Source organism: Nostoc sp. DedSLP03, assembly GCF_034530815.1.
Taxonomy (GTDB): domain Bacteria; phylum Cyanobacteriota; class Cyanobacteriia; order Cyanobacteriales; family Nostocaceae; genus Nostoc.
The window spans coordinates 13,247-32,189 of the sequence record NZ_JAVRCK010000081.1 but is presented as its reverse complement, the minus strand read 5'-3'; the positions used below and the strand labels follow the sequence as shown (position 1 = coordinate 32,189).

15 protein-coding genes, 1 tRNA gene and 1 riboswitch are annotated in these 18,943 nt (G+C 42.8%); of the genes, 4 read left to right on the top strand and 12 right to left on the bottom strand.

Annotation, left to right across the window (positions count from 1 at the left end; genetic code table 11):
* Positions 1-189 precede the first annotated feature (189 nt).
* From RM368_RS29355 to RM368_RS29320, 8 genes are all read right to left on the bottom strand, one after another.
* On the bottom strand, positions 190-1,167 hold the full coding sequence (locus RM368_RS29355) for a 2-dehydropantoate 2-reductase (RefSeq protein WP_322697321.1): 978 nt from the start codon (positions 1,165-1,167) through the stop codon (positions 190-192).
* Between the two features lie 51 nt (positions 1,168-1,218).
* Positions 1,219-2,088 carry an inositol monophosphatase family protein gene (locus RM368_RS29350; protein WP_322697320.1) on the bottom strand — a complete coding sequence of 290 codons (870 nt, stop codon included), beginning with the start codon at positions 2,086-2,088 and terminating at the stop codon, positions 1,219-1,221.
* Positions 2,089-2,502: 414 nt separating this feature from the next.
* Entirely contained in the window at positions 2,503-3,177 is a 675-nt protein-coding gene (locus tag RM368_RS29345; RefSeq protein ID WP_322697319.1) for a PEP-CTERM sorting domain-containing protein, read from the bottom strand.
* A gap of 19 nt (positions 3,178-3,196) precedes the next feature.
* Positions 3,197-3,934, bottom strand: a complete 738-nt coding sequence (locus RM368_RS29340) for a cobalt-precorrin-6A reductase (protein ID WP_322697329.1) — start codon at positions 3,932-3,934, stop codon at positions 3,197-3,199.
* Positions 3,934-4,353, bottom strand: coding sequence for a DUF1636 family protein (locus tag RM368_RS29335; RefSeq protein WP_322697318.1), 420 nt, complete (start codon positions 4,351-4,353; stop codon positions 3,934-3,936). The genes RM368_RS29340 and RM368_RS29335 overlap by 1 nt, the downstream gene beginning before the upstream one ends.
* 21 nt (positions 4,354-4,374) lie before the next feature.
* Positions 4,375-4,537, bottom strand: a riboswitch (cobalamin riboswitch).
* 49 nt (positions 4,538-4,586) lie between these two features.
* Positions 4,587-5,366 (bottom strand): uroporphyrinogen-III C-methyltransferase, encoded by a 780-nt coding sequence (gene cobA / locus RM368_RS29330; protein ID WP_322697317.1) that lies wholly within the window; start codon positions 5,364-5,366, stop codon positions 4,587-4,589.
* Positions 5,363-6,088, bottom strand: coding sequence for a sirohydrochlorin chelatase (locus RM368_RS29325; protein ID WP_322697316.1), 726 nt, complete (start codon positions 6,086-6,088; stop codon positions 5,363-5,365). Before RM368_RS29325 ends, cobA begins: the two co-directional genes overlap by 4 nt.
* Before the next feature lie 142 nt (positions 6,089-6,230).
* Positions 6,231-6,614: a DUF4359 domain-containing protein gene (locus tag RM368_RS29320; protein ID WP_322697315.1), complete on the bottom strand. Its 384-nt coding sequence runs from the start codon at positions 6,612-6,614 to the stop codon at positions 6,231-6,233.
* A 124-nt stretch (positions 6,615-6,738) separates the two neighbouring features.
* Here RM368_RS29320 and RM368_RS29315 point away from each other — a divergent pair.
* The 3 genes from RM368_RS29315 to RM368_RS29305 all read left to right on the top strand — a co-directional run bounded on the left by RM368_RS29315 (position 6,739) and on the right by RM368_RS29305 (position 15,117).
* Positions 6,739-6,811 (top strand) — tRNA-His (locus RM368_RS29315).
* Between the two features lie 463 nt (positions 6,812-7,274).
* Positions 7,275-11,957 carry an ATP-binding protein gene (locus RM368_RS29310; protein ID WP_322697314.1) on the top strand — a complete coding sequence of 1,561 codons (4,683 nt, stop codon included), beginning with the start codon at positions 7,275-7,277 and terminating at the stop codon, positions 11,955-11,957.
* Positions 11,958-12,696: 739 nt separating this feature from the next.
* Positions 12,697-15,117, top strand: coding sequence for a sucrose synthase (locus tag RM368_RS29305; RefSeq protein ID WP_322697313.1), 2,421 nt, complete (start codon positions 12,697-12,699; stop codon positions 15,115-15,117).
* A gap of 81 nt (positions 15,118-15,198) precedes the next feature.
* Here the strand turns inward: RM368_RS29305 and RM368_RS29300 are convergent, their stop codons facing one another.
* Together RM368_RS29300 and RM368_RS29295 are read right to left on the bottom strand one after the other, a co-directional pair.
* Positions 15,199-15,753: a peptidoglycan-binding domain-containing protein gene (locus RM368_RS29300; RefSeq protein ID WP_322697312.1), complete on the bottom strand. Its 555-nt coding sequence runs from the start codon at positions 15,751-15,753 to the stop codon at positions 15,199-15,201.
* A 92-nt stretch (positions 15,754-15,845) separates the two neighbouring features.
* Positions 15,846-16,562, bottom strand: a complete 717-nt coding sequence (locus tag RM368_RS29295) for an ROK family protein (protein ID WP_322697311.1) — start codon at positions 16,560-16,562, stop codon at positions 15,846-15,848.
* A gap of 305 nt (positions 16,563-16,867) precedes the next feature.
* Between RM368_RS29295 and RM368_RS29290 the strand changes: the two genes are divergently transcribed.
* Positions 16,868-17,371: a 2TM domain-containing protein gene (locus RM368_RS29290; protein ID WP_104905232.1), complete on the top strand. Its 504-nt coding sequence runs from the start codon at positions 16,868-16,870 to the stop codon at positions 17,369-17,371.
* Between the two features lie 239 nt (positions 17,372-17,610).
* Here RM368_RS29290 and RM368_RS29285 read toward each other — a convergent pair whose 3' ends face one another.
* Both RM368_RS29285 and RM368_RS29280 read right to left on the bottom strand, forming a co-directional pair.
* Positions 17,611-18,177 carry a phycobiliprotein lyase gene (locus RM368_RS29285; protein WP_322697310.1) on the bottom strand — a complete coding sequence of 189 codons (567 nt, stop codon included), beginning with the start codon at positions 18,175-18,177 and terminating at the stop codon, positions 17,611-17,613.
* A gap of 75 nt (positions 18,178-18,252) precedes the next feature.
* Positions 18,253-18,933, bottom strand: coding sequence for a HEAT repeat domain-containing protein (locus RM368_RS29280; RefSeq protein ID WP_104905234.1), 681 nt, complete (start codon positions 18,931-18,933; stop codon positions 18,253-18,255).
* Positions 18,934-18,943: the final 10 nt, after the last annotated feature.

The window sequence follows — 18,943 nt, the reverse complement described above, 5'->3', positions numbered from 1 at the left end:
TTGTTATGCCATTGCATCGACTTGTTATGCCATTGCATCGACTTGTTATGCCATTGCATCGACTTGTTATGCCATTACATCGACTTGTTATGCCATTGCATCAGCTTGTTATGCCATTGCATCGGCTTACAAGCCCTAATTAATGCATGGTAAAGTCAGTCCCTTAATCCCATGAAAACTTCGGGACTGTCAAATTCTGACTTTAGTCGCCTCCAGCAACTTAACGCTGGCATAAATCGCATCAATAGAAGGTGTGGGAATTTGAGTAAGTTTTCCCAATTCTGCCACCGCGCCAACGATCGCGTCTATCTCCGTAGTGCGTCCGGCTTCGATATCTTGTAACATTGAGGTTTTATGGGCACCAACATTTTCTGCGCCATTAATTCGCTGTTCTAAAGTGATGCCAAACTTTATACCCAAGTTTTCGGCGATCGCTTGGGTTTCACTCATCATTTGCCGCGCTAGTTCGCGGGTGAGGGGATAGCGGCAAATATCCTCTAGAGTCGCACCAGTTAAGGCACTGATCGGATTAAATGCCACATTTCCCCACAACTTGATCCAAATTTCTGTGCGAATTTGATTGCGGATTGGGGCTTTGAATCCTGCTTGTTTTAAAGTTTGTGCTAATAATTGGATGCGTTCGGTTTTAGTGCCGTCGATTTCACCCAGAGTAAAGCGATCGCCTTCAATATGTTTAATTACACCTGGTTCAATTATCTCAGTTGCCGGGTAAACAACACAACCGATAGCGCGTTCAGCACCGATATTAGTTTCAATAATCCCATCTGGATCGACAGATTTAATTCGCGTACCTTCATATTCACCGCCATGCTGACGAAAGTACCACCAAGGAACGCCATTTTGGGCTGTCACCACCATTGTGTGAGCATCGTAGAGTGCAGGGAGAAAAGGGGCGATCGCAGCTACACTATGAGCCTTAACAGTTAAAATTACTACATCTTGCGCCCCTGCTGACTGAATATCACTAGTTGCGATCGGAGTAACAATTTGGCCAGAACCGTCTGCCATCAGTAACTTCAGCCCATTTTTTTGAATTGCTTCCAAATGAGAACCACGCGCAATCAGCGTCACTGTTTCACCTGCAAGTGCCAGTTTTGCCCCTAAATATCCACCAATCGCACCCGCGCCAACAATACAGATTTTCATTTTGTCAAAAAAAATATGAGTCGTAGAAGACAGTATCTAGTTGCTTTTACTTTAAACAGCTACACTTTGCATTGCTTCTAATAAATCTTGATAAACAGATTTTGAGGCAGCTACGATCAATCCAGGCAGACTATAGTTTTTACAAGTATGCAGTGGCGGTAAAGTCGAACCGTCCACAGTAGTTACAATCCAGCCAGCCTCTTTTGCAATAAAAGCAAGTGCAGCACTATCAAGAAATTTGCCCGATTTAATCACTGCTCCACTCAAATCGCCACTGAGAATACCATTAAGATTGGGAATTTGAATATCACTAGAGTAATCATTCGCTATATCGATTACTTGATATTGATTTTTTAGTAAATGTGCGATCGCATTCATTCCCCATCCCAATAAAATAGCAGGTTTGGCGGATGTTATATCTAATGGGGCACAGGCTTCTAAATTCATGTCTAGCGTGCCTTTAAAAGCACCTTCACCTCGAAGGGCGTAAAAATAAACGTTTTGGGCAGGAGAAATGGCAATTACTGCTTCAAAGTCATCCGCATTTAGAATACTGAGAATAATTTGGTAATTAGAATGTCCATCCATATAAAACTTCGTACCATCAATCGGGTCAAGTGTTACTAAGTAATCACCTTCTGAACCAAGTTCGATAGCGCGAAAATATTTGGTATTATTAGAACTTTCATATTCTTCACCATAAAAGCGAATATCTGGAAAAGTTCCTAGTAATACTACTTCTACTAAATTTTGAATAGCCACATCTGCATCAGTAAGAGCGGCACTAAAAAAGTTATTTGCTTCTTCTTTAGCAGGAAGTGCAGCAATTTTTGGTTGTAGAAAATGGGCATAGGCTGCTGCTACTTTGAGATGGGGGAGTAAAGTCTCTAAAATTAATCGAGTAGTTGGTGTTGTGGACATTGCAGCAAACTCCTTTTAGAAATAATCTATCGTCAACAGGGCGATAGAATTCTATATCTAGACAAAATTACGGTATCATTTGGATGCAATGATACTACCGTTGCTATATTACTTTAATCTGTATGTCTCCAAGAGCCTATAGAGAGATTGCAAGTTTTATTGCAAAATCAAGAGTTTAAGACCGAACGTCAACACCTAGTACAGTATTTCATTAATTCATCGCGAATTAAATTTGACCATACCTTGCATTGTTAATACATCGGCTTGTATTGTTAAGGGAACTCCAAGAAAAAATTATCCAATATTGTGGGGTGGGCAGCGTTCGACTGAGCGCTCACGCCGAAGTCTTGCCCGCCATATAAACGCGTAGCAAGATCCCTGTAAGGGTACAATTTTGAATTGTTATTGATGGTTTTAGGAAACTTTTTCAAGCTTCTTCTGAGTAATTTTGGATAGATTGTGGCCTTTGAGTAATGAAGGTGCGCCAACAAGAGTACCTAGAATGAGCAGGCTAAGGATAGAAGTGGGTTCAGAAACAGTGACTATGGTTGCAGAAAAACTAATAGGTAACTCACTATCTTCTAATCCTAAATTTTCAAAACCTGGTACAATTGGCGGCACAGAAAATACCTCTAAATAACCTGGTGTCGGCAAAAAACTCGCAAAAAATGGACTAGAATAGTTTCCTCCAGAAGTGGAATATCCAAAACCATCACCTGTTAACTGCTGAGTATTAAGACTAATTAAATTATCAACATTAAAAGGTTCGTTTCCTGGGATTGGAGTTCCAGCGGGTTGCAAACCAGTAATTGTTTCACCATTTCGCGTACCAGTAATTCCAGTAATTGAGTAAAAACCCAAATCGTTAGGGGTGTCATTAGTGGTGAAAGTACCATTTGCCTCTATGCCAGTACCAGAATAATTCCAATTCCAATTTAAAGCAGAAGCAGCTGGCATTGTCCCGAAAACTAATCCAGATGTGGTGACGAGGGCTATGGCAGATAAAGCTAGATTTTTCATGGAAGTCGTTACTGCGATCGCGGATCTTGTAGAAGGCTCCCGTGTATTATACGGAAGGAAAGATAGCATTATCAATCTTGGCTATTTCCTAACAGCGATTGCATAGCCACGCCAAAGCAGCATCAACATTACTAACCTGTTCCCCTGGCGGTACAGGTGGACGATTTACCATCACAACCTTTACGCCCAGTTCTCGCGCGGCAATTATCTTGGGCTTTGTGGCATCGCCACCGCTATTTTTGCTGACGATGGTATCAATGTCATTCTCAATCAGAATTTTTCTTTCATTATTGAGGGTAAAAGGCCCGCGATCGCACAATACCATCCCCGGCGGTACTAAAGCATCTTCGCCAGGAGGGTCAATCATCCGCATCAAAAACCAAATTTTCTCTAAATGAGCAAAAACAGCGAGTTCTTGCCTACCAACTGTCAAAAATACCTGCTGTGACTGATTTTCTAGCGCGGTTGCTGCGGCTTTAACGCTGTCAACTTCAATCCAGCGATCGCCACTTTCTTTTTTCCAAGGCGGACGGATTAACATCAAACGGGGTACTCCAACTTCCGTTGCTGCATCTGCTGCATTAAAAGAAATTTGACTAGCAAAAGGATGGGTTGCATCAATTAATAAGTCGATTTCCATGACTCGCAGATAGCTAGCCAATCCAGCCACACCCCCGAAGCCTCCAACCCGTAAATCGCCTAACGGTACTGACGGTTCGCGGGTGCGGCCAGCTAGAGAGGTGATTACTTCTAACTCTTGGATAGTCGTAGCTTTGGCAGCTAGTTCTGCTGCATCACCCGTCCCACCCAGAATCAAAACGCGCATCATTTAGATAAAGGTGGAATTTTTGCCAAAATGCCTTTTTTCATTGCTTCTGGACGTTCTGACCAAGGCAGCAAACCATCTGCTTTAGCATAATATTGACTAGCACATTCCAATACCGCAGACGCACTACCATCAACAGCTAAATCACCAAATAAATATGTTAATTTGCCTTTGGCACTAAAGGCAACTACACAAGAACGATTACAAGCACTCATACATTCAACTTCCTGAATTGGGAATCGATCTCGTAACTCCCAATCTTGTGCTAGCTGCTGAAGTTGGTGTAAAAGTTTTTCACCACCACTTTCACCTAAGCGTTTTCCATTTTGCCAAACACTGGCACAGGTTTTGCAAACAAATAAAGTATGTTCAGCAACTTCCAAGGGATTAGTTGGGGAAATATTTACAGTAGTAGTCATCTGTACCTCGCAGATATGTGAAACTGATAAATCTACTTCGGCGGGCATCCTGACTCACTCAACTTGAGATTTTCTTTAATCTCAAATTGGTTCACAGTTGCGGGACAGCGCCGGATTTGCACCGAACTTTCCCCGTTACCTCTGGTAGCTGACTCCCACCAGAACCGAATAACCTTATCGATCGTACACTAAAGTTATCGGAGAATACGAAACAGCAAACTTTGCGCTAACGCTCAAACTGGACGACAACCAGATAAAATACTGTGCATCTTTACTACTTGTCCAATAACTGCGATCGCAGGCGCACCAAATCCAGTTTCCTCTACCTGTGTGACTATTGTTTCCAATGTCCCAATTAATTCTTCTTGTTCTGGGCGCGTACCCCAGCGCACCAAAGCAATCGGCGTTTCTAAATTCAACCCAGCTGCAATTAATTCTTCCACAATATAAGGCAGATTGTGAATTCCCATATAAATTACAATGGTTTCGGAACCGCGAGCGATCGCACTCCAATTTACTTGCGGTCTATACTTACCCGCCGCTTCATGACCAGTTACAAATGTGACTGACGAACTATAAAGCCGATGCGTCAAAGGAATACCTGAGTATGCTGCTGCTGCAATTCCCGAAGTGATACCTGGCACAACTTCCGTTGATATTCCAGCTTTGACTAATTCTTCCATTTCTTCGCCACCGCGACCAAAGATAAACGGATCGCCACCCTTTAGCCGCACTACAATTGCATTATCCTGCGCTTTATCAATCAGCAATTGAGTTGTTTCTGACTGGAACAGCGAATGTTTTCCCCTGCGTTTACCAGCATTAATTTGCTCGGCTTGGGGATTAATCATTGCTAAAATTGCCGGACTCACTAAGGCATCATAGATGACTACATCTGCACATTCCAATAAACCTTTCGCCTTCAGGGTAATTAATCCTGGATCTCCTGGGCCTGCACCTACTAAATAAACCTTTCCCAAATACTTGTTATCCTGTTTTTCTGTGCGGTTCATCTCTGTGTTAAATCCCAAATTAGCTCGGCTAATTCTGCACTTGCTCCCAATGGCTTGGCCAATTGGAAATTCACCGCAGAAAATTGTAATTTTAGTTCCTCTATTGAGGTGGCGATCGCATCGGTTATTCCACCAGGGAATAAAAAGTATGGCAGAATTGCAATTTCCCGATAACCAGCATCCACCAATTCTTTCACCCGTGATTCTAAACTAGGAGGCCCAGCCCAATAAGCAGTCACGGCTCCCAAACTCGCCGCCATTGCTTCCACAGTTTCTTTGGAACCTGGGCGACGACTACCATGAGCTAAGAGAATCCATGCTTCTGCTTTTATAGCAGCTATTTGTTTTGCCAGCAATTTCTCTAAATTGGGGTGAGAGCCTAAATATGGTTGCAACTCAACGATCGTATCTTGACCAGCAGCCTGTTGGGCGAGTGCTACTTCGGCAGGAATGTCTGTCATCACATGCACTCCCGGCAGTAGAAATAGCGGTACAATTTTGAGGCGATTTTCATTTTGAGACTGTGGGCAATCGCCAAAAGCGCTTTTAGCAAATTGTTGAATCTGCTCGTGTAAAGGCTGAGAACTCATTTCTAAAGCAGCGATGCCAACCAAATGTTCGCTTGACAATTTCTGACATATCAGCCTAGCTAGTTGCTGCATAGCAATTTCTGGGCGCGGGTCGCGGCTTCCGTGAGATAGTAGTAGATAGGCAGATGACATCGGTAAATTGAATTCTTAGTTACTATTCTTATTTAAGATTAAGCTAGGGATAATTTAAGTACTCTGGTAATTATTGAAACTATTATTAATTACTAAATAGAAGTATTCTTAATCACTTTTATATTCTCCCCTACTCCTTATCTTATTGTTCTTCGGCAGTGTAAGTATAAAATTGATCGAAAGCTCCTACCGTTTCAAATTTGTACGAAGGTATCCAAGAGTTTATTTTTAAATCTGTACGGTAAATGCTAAAAATCAAGAAATCTTGCCTTTCTGTAGTCTTGGCAATAATTTTTTGGATTTGTGGGTTAGCCGAGTCAACTAACTTATCACAATTAAAACGAATTAAATTTTCAAGAATATTCGTAGTTTTATTACATACATCGGTTTTTAAGTATTTTGTCAGCCGTTGAACTGCATATTCTTCATATTCAACTTGACTGGGATTGGTTTTCGCCATTGTCACACCCAAGGCGGCAAGTCCTACTGCTGCTCCAGTATACGCAATGATGGTCAATGGTTTCATATTTTCCCAGTAAAATTCGTTGTAATTGTCAGACTCCAGAGACTCTAAATCAACTAAGTCCGTTCCTTGAAGAAAAACTCTTGATCGCTTGTCAAATTATTGCTATAATTCAAATTGTTGAATGGCGAGCGTAGCCAAGTGGTTAAGGCAGTGGTTTGTGGTACCACCATTCGTGGGTTCGAGTCCCATCGTTCGCCCTAAATAATTTCATATTCATAGCTATACTCCTTTTAAGGTGTGTTGTATGGTGTGAACAATCACAAGCATCACTTTACCAACAATCTGTCATCTCATAAGTTTATAGACTTGCAAGGATTGCAAGTCTACCATAATTCATAAGATTATCTTATTTAATAAGTTTATGTATATAAGCAAAATTACTTGCTAAATTAAAATTAGGGATGCAATGCCTTATATCCTTTTGGGCTGATGCGATCGAGGCAAGTAATATCACTTTTAATTATCTTACTCCCTTACCATATAGTGAGTGTGAGTGCCTCGATTTCATCGTAATTCTGCTTCTGCAAGCCTCTGTCCTCTTAAACCCAAGCTCTGGACTGTTGAAGCTATAAATTCAGGTTTTGCACTACCCTTTAATTGGACTGTTGTTTGTCTCAATAGCTTTTTAAGCCAAGAAGTTAATACCGCTCAAAAGAAGGAATGCTGAATTTTCAAACCTTGTTTGAATCAATACCAGGATTGTATATTGTCTACTCACTTGACTTAGTGATTGTTGCAGGAAGTGATGCTTATTTTCGGGCAACCAAGACCAAACGAGAAGAGGTCGTCGGTCGTCATTTATTTGAGGTTTTTCCAGACAATCCTGACGATCCAAATGCTACTGGAGTTCGGAATTTACGTGCCTCGTTAGAAAGCGTACTCAAGCATCGCCAGCCTCAGACAATGGCAGTGCAGAAGTATGACATTCGCCGCCCGGAATCAGAAGGCGGTGGCTTTGAGGAGCGGTACTGGACACCAACCAACTCGCCAGTCTTTGATGAAAACGGTGAAATGACGCACATTATTCATCGAGCCGAAGATGTCACCGAATTTATGCGGGTGCAGCAGCAGCGAAACGAACAGCGTCAGTTGAATAAATCACTCCAGACTCGCACCGACCAAATGGAGATGGAAATTTATGCTAGATCGCAGGAGTTACGAGAGGTCAACGAACAACTGCAAGCGGCGAATGAGGCATTGTCAGAACTCGATCGCGCCAAAACCGTTTTTTTCAGCAATATCTCCCATGAGTTTCGCACGCCTTTAACACTGATGTTGAGTCCGCTCGAAGACTTGTTACTCGACACTCAAGCCCCATTAGTGCCCCAACAGCGCGATCGCCTTGAACTCGTGCAGCGCAACGGACTCCGGTTGCTGAAATTAGTCAACACGCTGCTTGATTTTTCGCGGCTGGAAGCAGGGCGAATGCAAGCATCATATCAACCGATTGACTTAGCCGCATTGACAACAGAGCTAGCTAGTATGTTTTGCTCGCTCATGGAACAGGCTGGTCTGGAGTTCGCGATCGACTGTCCGACCTTGCCAGAAGCAATCTATATCGATCGCCAAATGTGGGAGAAAATTGTATTTAATTTATTATCGAATGCCTTTAAGTTTACGTTGACGGGAACCATCGCCGTTCGATTGCAGCCAAATCATAATACTGTTAATTTAATCGTTGAAGATACTGGAAGTGGCATTCCAGAAGCTGAAATTTCGCGCCTGTTTGAACGGTTTTATCAAGTCAAAGGGTTACAGGGACGAAGTTTTGAAGGCTCTGGAATTGGCTTATCGCTCGTGCAAGAACTGGTGAAGTTGCATGGCGGTACTATCAGCGTTACCAGCGTCTTAGGACAGGGTAGCCGATTTACAGTTTCTATTCCAACTGGGTGCGCGCATTTACCACAAGAACGGTTAAATGCCCCTGGGACTCTGGCATCAAACACACTCAGCGCCACGCCATACCTTGAAGAAGCTTCGCGCTGGCTTTTGGAAGAAGTAAAGGGGCAGAGGAGCAGGGGGGCAGAGGGGCAGGGGGGCAGAGGAGATACAGAGAAAGAAGGTAGTTTTGATAGAGTGTTTTTCCCCTCTACCGCCTCTGCCCGTATCCTCTTAGCAGATGACAACGCCGACATGCGCGATTATGTACGGCGATTGTTGAGTCAACGGTATGAGGTTGAGACAGTCGCTGATGGAATGGCGGCTCTGGCTGCAATCCAGGCACAGCAACCGGATTTGATTCTCAGTGATGTGATGATGCCGGGGCTGGGTGGGTATGAGTTGCTACATCAACTGCGGGCTGACCCCCAAACCAGAGAATTGCCCGTGATTCTGCTGTCAGCGCGGGCGGGTGAAGAGGCTCGTGTAGAAGGGCTGGCAGCAGGAGCCGATGATTATTTAATCAAACCGTTTTCGGCTTGCGAACTACTGGCTCGTGTTGAGTCAACTTTAAAACTGATAGATATCCGCAAACAAGCGGCTCAGACACTGCAAGCCAGCGAACAGCAGCTTAAACTTGCTCTGGAGACAAGCAAACTCGGCTCTTGGCAACTTGATATTAAGACCAATGTTCTGTCTACTTCTGACCAGTGCAAAGTCAACTATGGTCTGCCGATTAATGCTGATTTCTCGCACAAAGTTTTAATGGAGCGAATTCATCCAGAAGATCGAACTTGGGTGCGGGCGGCAATTCTAGATTCGATTACCAACAGCAGCAATTATGAGGTGGAGTATCGCACTGTTTGGGATGATGGCAGTACGCACTGGGCGCTGGTTCGGGGGCATATAATTGACGACGAGGCGGGAAATCCGGAACGCATGATCGGGATTTCCATCGATATTAGCGATCGCAAACAAGCCGAAGCTGACTTACGGGAAACCCACGTGCAATTGGAGTCCGCTTTAGCAGCAGGAGCCATTTACACATGGCGGTGGAAGATTCCTGAGAATTTAGTAATCGTGAATGCAGCCTTTGCTCGCTTGTTTGGCGTTGACCCTGTGGAAGCAACAACAGGTTTGCCGATTGAACTGTTTGTACAAGCAATGCACGAAGAAGACCGCCTACAAGTGGTTGCCGCAATTAACCAGGCGATTGCAACTGGGGAAGAATATGTTAGTGAGTACCGCGTTTATACGGCAAGAGGCGAGGAGCGCTGGCTTGCCGCACGCGGCCGAGTTGAATACGCTGCTGATGGCAGACCGATTGCTTTTCCTGGAGCATTAGCAGACATTACCGAACGCAAACAAACCGAAAATGCTTTGCGCCAATCTGAGGAACGCTATCGAACTTTGTTTGAGTCCATTGACGAAGGCTTTTGTGTGATTGAAGTGCTATTTGATGCAAACAGTAAGCCCATCGATTATCGCTTTTTGGAAATCAATCCGGCGTTCGAGAAACAAACGGGACTCAACGACGCACAAGGCAAAAGGATGAGCGAGTTAACTCCAAATCATGAAAAGTATTGGTTTGAAATTTACGGTAAAATTGTCCTAACAGGGCAACCCCATCGCTTTGAGAATCGCGCCGAAGCGCTGCACCGTTGGTTCGACGTGTATGCGTTTCCCATTGGGCAGCCAAACAGCCGAAAAGTAGCGATATTGTTTAACGATATCACCGATCGCAAGCAAATTGAAGCGAATGTGAAAGCAAGCAACCAACGGTTGAAGCTGCTTGCAGAAGTCGCCAACGATCTGTTGCTCAATGAAGATCCCAAGGTATTTTTAGCCAGTTTGTTTGAAAAAATTTCGACTCATTTGGGACTGGAAGTTTATTTTAATTACTTGTTTCAAGAAGACCAGCAACGCCTTGAACTTAATACCTATGGGGGTATCTCAGAAGACATTGCTTTATCCGCTAAATTTTTGGAGTTAGGGCAGGGTGTATGTGGTTATGCGGTGCAACATCGCCAGCCAGCTATCATTGAAAATGCCCTCTCAACCACCGATCGACTTCCTATTCCAGTTCATTATTCAAACGGCATCAGAGCTTATGCTAGTCATCCGTTAATCGTGGGCGATGCCTACGGCGGGCAAAGCCAACGCGTTTTAGGCACCTTGGGACTGGGAACTCGTCAACGCGATCGCTTTACGCCTGACGAACTCGACCTCATGCAAACAGTAGCCAATCAACTAGCTGTTGCCTTAGAGCGATCGCGTCTAATTGCAGAGCTACAGGCACGAGCCGAAGCGTTAGATCGAAGTAATCGGATTAAAGATGAGTTCTTGGCAGTTCTTTCCCATGAACTGAGAACGCCGATGAATCCAATTCTGGGATGGTCAAAACTGTTGCAGCAAGGAAAGCTAGATGCCCAAAAAACGAATGCTGCGATCGCCACAATTGAGCGCAACGCTCAGCTAATGGTGCAACTCATTGATGACTTGCTGGATATTTCCCGGATTCTGAGTGGCAAAATGAGCTTATCAACCTCACCCATTGACCTCAATGCAGTGATTTGGGCCGCGCTGGAAACAGTTCGGCTAGCCGCAGAAGCTAAGTCAATCCAAATTCAGACGATTGTCTTGCCCATTCTAGGCCTGGTAATTGGGGATGCAGGGCGATTGCAGCAAGTCGTGTGGAATCTGCTGTCGAATGCCGTTAAATTTACACATCATAGGGGACAAGTCACGATTACCCTATCTCAAACTGAAAATCATGCCCAAATTCAAATCACCGATACTGGAAAAGGAATTACTGGCGACTTTCTGCCCTACGTGTTTGAGCATTTCCGCCAAGAAGATAGCGCAACCACCCGCAAATTTGGCGGACTTGGCTTGGGATTAGCGATCGTGCGCCAAATTGTGGAAATGCATGGCGGAACAGTCACAGTAGACAGTCCTGGTGTTGGACTAGGAGCGACATTCACAGTTAAAATTCCACTTGCACCTCAGTTAACTCAAGCACCAACCTTAGAGCGATCGCCCGTTCAGGAGGGTAATTTGAACGGCATTCAGATTTTAGTCGTCGATGATGAAACGGACTCGCGAGACTTCATCGCTTTTGTTTTAGAACAAGATGGGGCGATCGTCACTGCTGTTGGATCTGGGACTGAGGCGCTGCAAGCGATCGCTCAATCCATTCCCAACATCATCATCAGTGATATTGGGATGCCAGAGATGGATGGCTATATGCTGATGCGACAAATTCGTACCCTTGGGCTTGAGCAAGGAAAACAAATTCCCGCTATTGCTTTAACAGCTTATGCCGGAGAACTCGATCGGCAGCAAGCGATCGCTGCCGGATTTCAACGTCATATCGCCAAACCTATCGATCCAGAAGCTTTGGTGGCGATCGTCGTCGAAATGCAGACTTACAATAGAATTCAGAGTTCAGAATTCAAAATTTAAAATAGTTAAAGAATCACAAGAACATTTGATGAATAAATATACTAATTATTCTAAATTATTCTAGATTTTTTTGACAAATAGATAATAGCGGCACAATTACTTATTCTCAAAATTAGCACAATATTGCCAATACTCAAAGTTGCAGAATAAATTATTTATACGCACTATAAAAATGAATATTAGCACTCTGAAATAATTAAAGAATATTGATTTAAAAGTCTTATAAAGCTTGATAATTAGGTCGGCTTAAATAATTATCGTTGGGATAAAGCAGAGGGCAGGGAGCAAGGAGCAAGAAGAAAAAGGGTTTGAGCCTTATTTATTTTTCTTCACACAGTTTGGTTTTATTGTGCCAACTTACTTAGTTAAATCTTTTCCTTCTAGATGTGCTGATAATCAAAATATACGTAAATCAATGATATAGTAAAGATTACATTAAGCAATTGAGGGCGCGATCGTTTGTGCCCCAAGTATTATTATGCAGTTATTTAGTAACCTCTATCAAAAGAAATAAAAATTGTATTCCTTTAGTGAGATCCAAAAATACTGAGTCATAGATACTTTAGGTAAAGAAGAACACGCTTTAAGTGTCTGCTAAAAAGTTGATACTTGGATGTACACAGGTAAATATAATTTATCTGTGTTGTTTCGTGTTTATATATGTCTAACAAAAGGTAGAGGCTTATTTGTCTTGCCTAGAAAGTTAACAACGCAAACATCGTCATTTAGTGGAGTTGCTATGTCTGAATTGCTTCAAGCAGTCTTAGATAGTGAAGAAAGAAGTGATTTACGTTCTTTTCTTAGTGAATTACGCCAAAAAGAAAAGAAGTACTTGCTGCGGAACGACATACTCAATGTATATAGTGAGTATTGCTCCAAGTCCCAGAAACCTGAGACTTTTTACACTTCTTCTGAGTTAGGCAAACTCATTTACTATACTCAGGAAATAATTCAAGAAGACTCAAACTTCTGTTTCATCATCCGTTCTAAGATTGCCAGCCAAGAAGTTTATTGGTTGACATCAGACTTAAGCATTCAGCCGATGACGGTACAGGATTTGTTGGATGTGCGCGATCGCTTGGTGAACAAATATCATCCTAACGAGGGCGGCCTGCTAGAATTGGACTTCGGCCCGTTTTATGACTACTCCCCAGTCATCCGCGACCCCAAAAATATTGGTAAAGGGGTACAATTTCTCAACCGCTATCTATCCAGCAAAATATTTCAAGACTCCAAACAATTGCTGGATAGCTTGTTGAATTTCTTGCGTTTGCACCAATACAACGGTGTTCAGCTGCTGCTCAACGATCGCATTCAATCACAGCAGCAACTTTCCGAGCAAGTTAAGAAAGCTATCGGTTTTGTTAATAATCGCCCCGAAGATGAACCCTACGAACAATTCCGCTTCCAATTGCAGTCAATGGGTTTTGAGCCAGGATGGGGTAACACCGCAGCGCGAGTCCGGGAAACTTTAAGTATTCTCGATGAATTGATTGATTCTGCCGATCCTCAGACCCTAGAAGCATTCATTTCTCGTGTCCCGATGATTTTTAGAATCGTCCTAGTATCAGCTCACGGTTGGTTTGGACAAGAGGGAGTTTTAGGGCGTCCCGATACCGGCGGTCAGGTAGTTTACGTCCTTGACCAGGCAAAAAGCCTAGAGAAGCAGTTACAAGAAGATGTCCTGCTTGCGGGTTTAGAGAAATTGAATGTCGAGCCAAAGGTAATTATTCTCACCCGCTTGATTCCCAATAGTGATGGCACCCTTTGTAATCAACGGCTAGAAAAAGTTCACGGTAGCGAAAATGCTTGGATTTTGCGAGTGCCTTTACGGGAATTTAATCCTAACATGACTCAAAACTGGATTTCCCGGTTTGAGTTTTGGCCTTATCTAGAAACTTTCGCCATTGATTCCGAAAGAGAACTACGGGCAGAATTTCACGGCACACCTGACTTAATAGTTGGAAACTATACTGATGGGAATTTAGTAGCATTCTTGCTGGCGCGACGGCTGAAAGTTACTCAATGCAATGTTGCCCATGCTTTGGAGAAATCTAAATACTTGTTTAGCAACCTCTACTGGCAAGAATTAGAAGATAAATATCATTTTTCCTTGCAATTCACAGCTGATTTGATTGCCATGAATGCTGCCAATTTTGTGATTAGCAGCACCTACCAAGAAATTGTCGGAACAGCGGATAGTGTGGGACAATACGAGTCTTACAAATGCTTTACCATGCCGGAGTTGTATCATGTTACCAATGGCATTGAATTATTTAGTCCTAAATTTAATGTTGTACCGCCGGGAGTAAACGAAAATAATTACTTCCCCTACACCCGAAATAAAGACCGCGTAGAGAGCGATCGCCAACGCCTTGCAGAAATGCTTTTTACTCTGGAAGATCCCACGCAAATCTTCGGCAAACTAGACGATCCTAACAAGCGCCCTCTCTTCTCAATGGCGCGTCTTGACCACATCAAAAACCTCACAGGTTTGGCTGAATGTTATGGTCAAAGTCAAGAATTACAAGAGCATTGCAACTTAATTTTAGTCGCGGGTAAGTTACGCGTCGAAGAATCAGATGACAACGAAGAACGCAGCGAAATTATCAAACTCTACCAAATAATTGACCAGTACAATCTCCACGGGAAAATTCGTTGGTTGGGTGTGCGCCTCTCCAAAACCGATTCCGGTGAAATTTATCGAGTCATTGCCGATCGTCAGGGAATTTTTGTCCAACCAGCTTTATTTGAAGCTTTTGGTTTAACAATTTTAGAGGCGATGGTTTCAGGATTGCCAACTCTTGCCACACAGTTTGGCGGGCCATTAGAGATTATTCAAGATAAGGTGAATGGCTTTTTGATTAACCCAACTAATTTAGAAGAGACAGCCACTAAAATTGTGGACTTTATCACAAAATGCGAACAAAATTCTAACTATTGGAGTGAAATTTCCCAGCGAGGAATTGACCGAGTTTACAGCACCTATACTTGGAAAATTCACACTAGCAAGCTGTTATCATTAGCACGGATTTATGGCTTCTGGAACTTTACCTCTATGGAAAATCGGGAAGATTTATTGCGCTATATTGAGGCTTTGTTCTATTTAATTTATAAGCCAAGAGCGCAACAGCTATTAGAACAGCATCAGTACCGATAATAATAAGTGAGGAGTGAAGAGTGAGTAATTATGAAAATCTAAAATTATCCTAACTCCTAACTCCTAACTCATAACTTTTAACTAAATTGTCAACGCACTCCAAGTTCGTTGACCAACTACTCCATCCACACCTAAATTTTGCTGGTTTTGAAAGGCTTTGACAGCAGTCTCTGTTAGTGCGCCAAAAATCCCATCTACTCTCACAGCATAACCGTTAGACACTAATAACTGTTGTAAGGCTCTGACAGCAATACCAGAACTACCGAAATAAAGAGTCGGTAGGGGTTCGCTACTAAACTTCTGAAACCGTCCTGTAGCCTTTGTACGGATTTTACCTCCAGACTGAAAAGATTTCTTCGGCTTACCGAAGTTAGAAGAAATTAGTCCCAGATTCTTTTTGCTAATTTTCTGAAGTATGTATTCTTTTTCTAGTTTTAGCGTTGAGAGAGAAGCCTGGGAAATCTCATCTGTCTGCATAAATTCAGGTGGCGTAACTTTAGCAGCTATCTCTAACTGACTCTGTTTTGACTGGTTTACGTCATTTTCCATCTGAAATAATTGCTGCTGTGGCAAATTGGTTCCAGATGCTTGTCTTATTGTTAACACGCCCGTCATCATCAGGCCAATTTCATTCATTTTAGTTTATTTTACTTGAATAAACAGCGTGTAGGCGTAGGCCGCCCTTAGATATCGCTTAGTACTCTCAGTTGTAGATATTGAAAAACTTTTTACCTTTTTTCATCTCGCCACAAAGCAATACCGCCTAATAAACCAGTGATATTAGGGATGAGTTTGACATTTAACGGGAGCTGTAAATTCACTCTCACCGCTTCACCACCACCAATGTAAAGGTAGTCATAATTAAACAGATGTTGCAAGGATGCGATCGCTTTTTCTAAACGCCTATTCCATCTTTTCTCACCAATTTTTTCTAACTCTGCACGCCCCAACTGCTCCTCAAAAGTCTTTCCTTTGCGAAACGGATGATGCCCCATTTCCATATTTGGTACCAACTTACCATCCACAAATAAAGCCGAACCAAACCCCGTACCCAGAGTAATCACCAATTCGACACCTTTACCAGCGATCGCACCAAATCCCTGCATGTCTGCATCATTAATCACCCGTACAGGCTTGTTTAAGTGTTTTAATAATGCTGTTTCCAAATCAAATCCGATCCAATCTGGATGTAAGTTTACCGCTGTTTCCGTGACTCCACAGCGCACCACACCAGGAAAACCGACCGAAACGCGATGAAATTCACCTTGAGCCGCTGCTAACACCACAATTGCATTAATTACAACCTCCGGTGTCGCAGGTTGAGGTGTATCCAAACGCGCTCTTTCTGTTACAGGATGCCCCGTAATATCCAAAACCATAGCCTTAACACCACTACCGCCAATATCAACTGATAGGGTACGAATCGATCCATTTTCTTCAACCATTGAGTTACATCCTTGTTAATGCTTGTTATTTCGTTATTAATTATGCTCTGCTGCATTTGATAATATCTTGGATGTTTGGAGAGTCTTTATATTGGTGGAAAGTGGGCAGATGCAGTCAATTTTTCCCCTCTGCCCCCTGCCCCTCTGCCTCTTTACCCTATGCCCAAAGTTAAAAATCCCATACATTCGATGCCGGACAGCATCTAGATTTGTTAATCTAAGAATAATGGAAATAGTACTAGCGTAGCTGCTTAACATCTATCGGGCAGCAAATTTCTATTAAAAGTAATATAAGAGAAAAAATTATGACGGCGTTTGAACCTCAAAGCATCCGCTCGTATAGCCAAGAAGATGTCCAACAAATTCTGCACTTAGCGATCGCTCGTCAAGCAGATGATAAAGACACAGAATTTTCTTATGAGCATATATTAGAAATTGCTGCTGAGTTAGAAATTTCACCTGAGTCTTTAAAATTAGCAGAGCGCGATTGGGTATTACAACAGGGCCAAGTTCAACAGCGAAAAGCTTTTGACGCTTACCGCATCAGAAGATTTCAGAAGCGTTTAAGCAAATATGCAATTTTCAATGGCTTTTTTATACTGCTTGATTTAATTACTGGTGGCGGAATTTCTTGGTCGCTGTACATTTTACTATTCTGCGGATTGCCTGTAGCACTTGATGTCTGGAATACCTTTCAAATCAAAGGTGAAGAGTATGAAATGGCATTCCAAAAATGGAGCCGCAACCATCAGATTAAGAAAACCATCAGCACAGTTTTGAATAAGTGGTTTAAGGTATTACAGGCTTAATCAAAACTTTCCCTAACGCTAATCCATCTCTACTTAATTCCCCCCAGAAACCTACGGTGTATACACAAGTCTGAAATAGCTGAAAAACCCAAGGTTTTACCCCACCCTAACCCTCCCCTTATAAAGGGGAGGGAACTGGATTTATTTTTCCCCCCTTTATAAGGGGGGATTAAGGGGGGTAGTTCGATTTGTCTGTACACTGTAGCCTAGAAACGGGGGGGAATATTTTGCGATCAAACCTAACTAGATACTGAATTAGCCGCCTCGGAAACTTTCTCAGGGGGTGGAAAGCCGCCCATGCGAATCTCTGAAGTGAAGGAAGTGATACTAAATCCACCAAAACTCTTAAGCACATTTACCCGCATTCGTAAATTGGGGCTAGCAAACCACAGGCGTTCCTCTGAGAATATGTTTTCATCCTCTGTAGTTAGGATCAAAGCACCATCGCTGTCAAATTTATAGCGTCCGGGAACTGGAGTTTTATTGGTATCAACTATTTCTCGGAGTAACCTGCCTTGGGTCGGATTATCCGCATCAGGTACCGAAACTAACACAGTTGAACCACTATGTTTTGTTTGATCCTTGTCCATTGTGCCGTTCCAGGTAATTTTGGTAGCACAGGAAGCAGAACTAGGATTAATGTTGTAACTTTCACACAGCTTGATAACTTCTGGACGATCTAATGGCAGCGTCTCAATGATGATATCTGACTTGCTATGTTCCGATTGGTTAAAAGCCAAATGTTGACTAGTACGATGAGAAAACCATTTACCAGTACTTAACTGAAAAAACTCTTCAATATTCATGAATGAAATTACCCTGCATCAAAATGCTAAAATTCCCACTTAATTATTATTAAAAGGTAGCAGGAAGCTTTAATGTTAAGCTTGATTGCCTATTTCCTCAAGCTTCTTGAGGCCAATTCTGGCTGCCTCAGCAACGTTGAAATGATTGTCTTTTTCCAAGTATTTTAAAGCTGAGACACTTTTGGGAGTAGGAAGATTTCCCAAGGCTTCTGCTAAACGCTGCCTCACTAACCAATCATCTGATTGGGCGAAGCGCAGGATCTTATCTACAGACTCGATGTCTTGAATTTCTCCCAGTGCAGAGATTGCAGCTTGTTGCAACACGACTTCTTTGCTATCCAAGGCCTGAATCAGAATTTGATGGGCACGGGGGTCTTTAATATTACCTAGAGAAACAGCTGCACTAAAACGTACTAGCCAATCAGTATCTTCATAAAATGCCCGTGAAAGCACCTCAAAGGCTCTGGCATCACCCAAATATCCTAAAGCACCGGCGGCATCAGCGCGTATACCATAATCGGGGTCATTTTCGAGAATTTTTACCAAAATAGAATAACATTCTGGGGTTGGCTTGATTCCCAGAGCAAATATTGCCATCGATCGCAGTTGCAAAGATTCATCGTCTAGTACCTTTTTAATCAAAGGGACTGCATCCTCAGCCGCAACATGACGCAGATTAGCAAGGGCTACCATGCGATCGCGTAAATTCGGACTTTCTAGCTGAGTAGAAATTTCTTGTAAGCTTAGAGCTGCCATTTAGTTCAAA

Bases quoted from the DNA above. Each gene is read 5' to 3' on its own strand.
- RM368_RS29355 (WP_322697321.1), bottom strand. From the start codon at position 1,167: ATGAAAATCTGTATTGTTGGCGCGGGTGCGATTGGTGGATATTTAGGG.
- RM368_RS29350 (WP_322697320.1), bottom strand. From the start codon at position 2,088: ATGTCCACAACACCAACTACTCGATTAATTTTAGAGACTTTACTCCCC.
- RM368_RS29345 (WP_322697319.1), bottom strand. From the start codon at position 3,177: ATGCTATCTTTCCTTCCGTATAATACACGGGAGCCTTCTACAAGATCC.
- RM368_RS29340 (WP_322697329.1), bottom strand. From the start codon at position 3,934: ATGCGCGTTTTGATTCTGGGTGGGACGGGTGATGCAGCAGAACTAGCT.
- RM368_RS29335 (WP_322697318.1), bottom strand. From the start codon at position 4,353: ATGACTACTACTGTAAATATTTCCCCAACTAATCCCTTGGAAGTTGCT.
- cobA (WP_322697317.1), bottom strand. From the start codon at position 5,366: ATGAACCGCACAGAAAAACAGGATAACAAGTATTTGGGAAAGGTTTAT.
- RM368_RS29325 (WP_322697316.1), bottom strand. From the start codon at position 6,088: ATGTCATCTGCCTATCTACTACTATCTCACGGAAGCCGCGACCCGCGC.
- RM368_RS29320 (WP_322697315.1), bottom strand. From the start codon at position 6,614: ATGAAACCATTGACCATCATTGCGTATACTGGAGCAGCAGTAGGACTT.
- RM368_RS29310 (WP_322697314.1), top strand. From the start codon at position 7,275: ATGCTGAATTTTCAAACCTTGTTTGAATCAATACCAGGATTGTATATT.
- RM368_RS29305 (WP_322697313.1), top strand. From the start codon at position 12,697: ATGTCTGAATTGCTTCAAGCAGTCTTAGATAGTGAAGAAAGAAGTGAT.
- RM368_RS29300 (WP_322697312.1), bottom strand. From the start codon at position 15,753: ATGAATGAAATTGGCCTGATGATGACGGGCGTGTTAACAATAAGACAA.
- RM368_RS29295 (WP_322697311.1), bottom strand. From the start codon at position 16,562: ATGGTTGAAGAAAATGGATCGATTCGTACCCTATCAGTTGATATTGGC.
- RM368_RS29290 (WP_104905232.1), top strand. From the start codon at position 16,868: ATGACGGCGTTTGAACCTCAAAGCATCCGCTCGTATAGCCAAGAAGAT.
- RM368_RS29285 (WP_322697310.1), bottom strand. From the start codon at position 18,177: ATGAATATTGAAGAGTTTTTTCAGTTAAGTACTGGTAAATGGTTTTCT.
- RM368_RS29280 (WP_104905234.1), bottom strand. From the start codon at position 18,933: ATGGCAGCTCTAAGCTTACAAGAAATTTCTACTCAGCTAGAAAGTCCG.